This window comes from Citrobacter sp. Awk 2, from assembly GCF_028069815.1.
Taxonomy (GTDB): domain Bacteria; phylum Pseudomonadota; class Gammaproteobacteria; order Enterobacterales; family Enterobacteriaceae; genus Citrobacter.
Map to the genome: position 1 here is coordinate 1 of NZ_JANEWL010000185.1, position 3,057 is coordinate 3,057.

Genomic DNA, 3,057 nt, shown 5'->3' on the forward strand with positions numbered 1-3,057 from the left:
ATATTCTCAATTAGCAATCATTATCATTTGAAATTTATTTAGATATATCTAATCTCTGTCACGAAGGCGAAAAAATGACAAATAACACTTCACGCTATCCACAGCGCGTTCGCAATGAGCTGCGCTTCCGTGAACTGACTGTCCTGCGGGTTGAACGTATCAGCGCGGGTTTTCAGCGCATTGTACTGGGCGGTGACGCACTGGATGGTTTTAGCTCACAGGGTTTTGACGACCATACCAAGGTCTTTTTCCCGGAACCGGGCAGTCACTTTGTGCCACCTGTCGTGACGGATGAGGGGATTGTCTGGTCAGAGGGTGTACGCCCGGTATCCCGTGATTACACGCCGTTGTATGACCCGGTACGCCATGAACTGGCGCTGGATTTTTATATCCACGATGGCGGCGTGGCGAGTACATGGGCGATGAATGCGCGTGAAGGTGACAAATTGACGATTGGCGGACCGCGTGGCTCGCTGGTGATACCAGAAGACTATGCGTACCAGGTTTACGTGTGTGATGAATCTGGAATGCCAGCGCTACGTCGCCGGCTGGAGGCGATCGGTCGTTTAGCGGTACGTCCAAATGTGACGGCGCTGGTCAGCGTACGCGATGCAGCGTATCAGGATTATTTCGCTCATCTCGACGGTTTTACAATTCAGTGGTTTGTCGGCCATGACGAACAGGCAGTGAATGAGCAGCTTTCACAGTTGACCGTGCCTGCACAGGATTATTTCATCTGGATAACTGGCGAAGGAAAAGTGGTGAAAAACCTGAGCGCCCGCTTTGCTACTGAGGCTTTCGATCAGCAGTTGGTACGCGCCGCGGCTTACTGGCATCAACGTCGGAACGTTAATTAATAATGTGACGGTGAAACGCCAAACGCCTGGCGGAATGCATAACTAAACGCTGCGGTGCTTGAATATCCTACATCGAGCGCCACGGCGGTTACGCTTTTATTTTTCTTCAGCATGAGTACTGACTCCAGAATTCGCATTTTTTGCTTCCAGACGCTGAAGGGTAATCCGGTTTCTTTTTTGAAATGACGCGAAAAGGTACGGGCAGACATACCCAAATGTTGTGCCCAATACTCTACTGAATGTTCCAGCGCCGGAGACGCTTGTATTGTTCGGCATACATTGGTTAATTCGCGATCCTGAGGCCAGGGTAATACAAAGGCGACCTCTGGTAATTGCAGAATAATGTCCACCAGCACACTGACCAGTTTGCCTTCTTTTGACTGGCTATCATAATGGCCTGAAATTGAATTCGTGGCGTAATGAATAAACTCTCTGGCGAAATCACTGATCGCCACGACTTTACACTCATGGATACTTTCTTCGAGAAAGCCCGGTTTAATATCCAGATTCTCTAAATGCACATCATCCAGCGCCCAAACTGCATGCTCAGTATTATTGGGGATCCAGATGCCGTAATGCGCGGGGATTATCCAGCACTTGCCGGCGACATCAATGCGCATACTGCCTTTGCGGGCAAAATGAAACTGCATAAAAGCGTGCGAGTGCTGCGGAACATGGTGGTTGGCTTCAAGGACATAAGAGCGAAAGTAAACGTCCTGCGGCAGTTCTGCCATGGAATCGTCCGGGAAGGAATTCCAATGTTTATGTATGAGAGTTTCCATATTGAATTCGATTCTGCTTCCGGTGAGGTGGCCGCTGCTCGATAGATCTTGTCCGCAAATCATAATACATACATTCTTTTTTCCATAATAATCTTGCGTAATAATTAATAGCCCACTTTTGGTAAATACCATGAACACGCTTTGTTCAGACGCTGTCATCGTCAATGAAACAAATGATAACTGGACCCGAATGGGAAAAGAGCTGCTCCAGCAAGCAGATATTCAGATCAATGGTTCCCGCCCCTGGGACATTCAACTTCATCATGCCGGTTTCTTTAAACGGGTGCTGCAACAAGGTTCCCTGGGGCTTGGCGAAAGCTATATGGAAGGCTGGTGGGACTGCGAACGCCTCGATGTTCTGTTCTGTAAAATCCTGAAAGCAAAACTCGACCAGCAAATGCCGGGAAATCTGAAGGATATATTGCGTATTGCCAGCGCCCGTCTGTTTAATTTGCAGTCTCGCAGTCGTGCGTGGATTGTCGGTAAAGAACACTACGATATTGGCAACGATCTCTTTGCGCTCATGTTGGATCCCCACATGCAATATTCCTGTGGCTACTGGAAAGAGGCTACCACCTTAGACGACGCGCAAAACGCCAAATTAAAAATGATTTGCGAGAAGCTGCAACTGAAACCGGGCATGCGTTTACTGGACATTGGTTGCGGTTGGGGCGGACTGGCCGAATATGCGGCGCGCCATTATGGCGTGGCGGTAGAAGGCGTCACTATCTCGAAAGAGCAGCAAAAAATGGCGCAGCAGCGCTGTGAAGGCCTGGATGTGACCATCCTGCTTCAGGATTATCGTGACCTCGACAAGCACTACGATCGTATTGTCTCCGTGGGGATGTTCGAGCATGTGGGGCCAAAAAATTACGATACCTATTTCAGTATTGCTGACCGCTGTTTGAAGTCGGACGGATTGTTCCTGCTGCATACTATTGGCAGCAATAAAAAAGGGATGAGCGTTGATCCGTGGATCAATAAATATATTTTCCCGAATGGCTGCTTACCGGCGATTTCGCATATTGCTGAAGCGAGCGAGTCGCGATTCGTGATGGAAGACTGGCATAACTTTGGCAGTGACTATGATAAAACGCTGATGGCCTGGCATGCACGGTTTAATCAGGCGTGGCCGGAGCTGTCATCGCGTTATTCCGCGACCTTCAGAAGGATGTTCAATTATTACCTGTGCGCTTGTGCCGGTGCGTTCCGCGCCAGAGATATTGAGCTGTGGCAAGTATTGTTTAGTCGGGGCGTAGAAGGCGGTATTCGCGTCTATCGCTAATATGCAGCCGGATGGCGGCGTAAACGCCTTATCCGGCCTACAAAGGTTTGCATTCGTAGGCCTGATAAGCGCAGTGCATCAGGCATTTCTTTGCCGGATGGCGGCGTAAACGCCTTATCCGGCCTACAAAGGT

3 protein-coding genes are annotated in these 3,057 nt (G+C 49.3%); 2 read left to right on the forward strand and 1 reads right to left on the reverse strand.

What is annotated here, in order from left to right; translation table 11 throughout:
• Positions 1 to 74: 74 nt before the first annotated feature.
• Positions 75 to 857 carry a siderophore-interacting protein gene (locus NNO02_RS22930; RefSeq protein ID WP_271455839.1) on the forward strand — a complete coding sequence of 261 codons (783 nt, stop codon included), beginning with the start codon at positions 75 to 77 and terminating at the stop codon, positions 855 to 857.
• Here the strand turns inward: NNO02_RS22930 and NNO02_RS22935 are convergent.
• On the reverse strand, positions 854 to 1,702 hold the full coding sequence (locus NNO02_RS22935) for a helix-turn-helix domain-containing protein (RefSeq protein ID WP_137382799.1): 849 nt from the start codon (positions 1,700 to 1,702) through the stop codon (positions 854 to 856). The genes NNO02_RS22930 and NNO02_RS22935 overlap by 4 nt on opposite strands.
• Before the next feature lie 67 nt (positions 1,703 to 1,769).
• Between NNO02_RS22935 and cfa the strand changes: the two genes are divergently transcribed.
• A complete protein-coding gene (gene cfa / locus NNO02_RS22940) occupies positions 1,770 to 2,924 on the forward strand; it encodes a cyclopropane fatty acyl phospholipid synthase (protein WP_271455840.1) in 1,155 nt (384 codons plus the stop codon).
• Positions 2,925 to 3,057 lie beyond the last annotated feature (133 nt).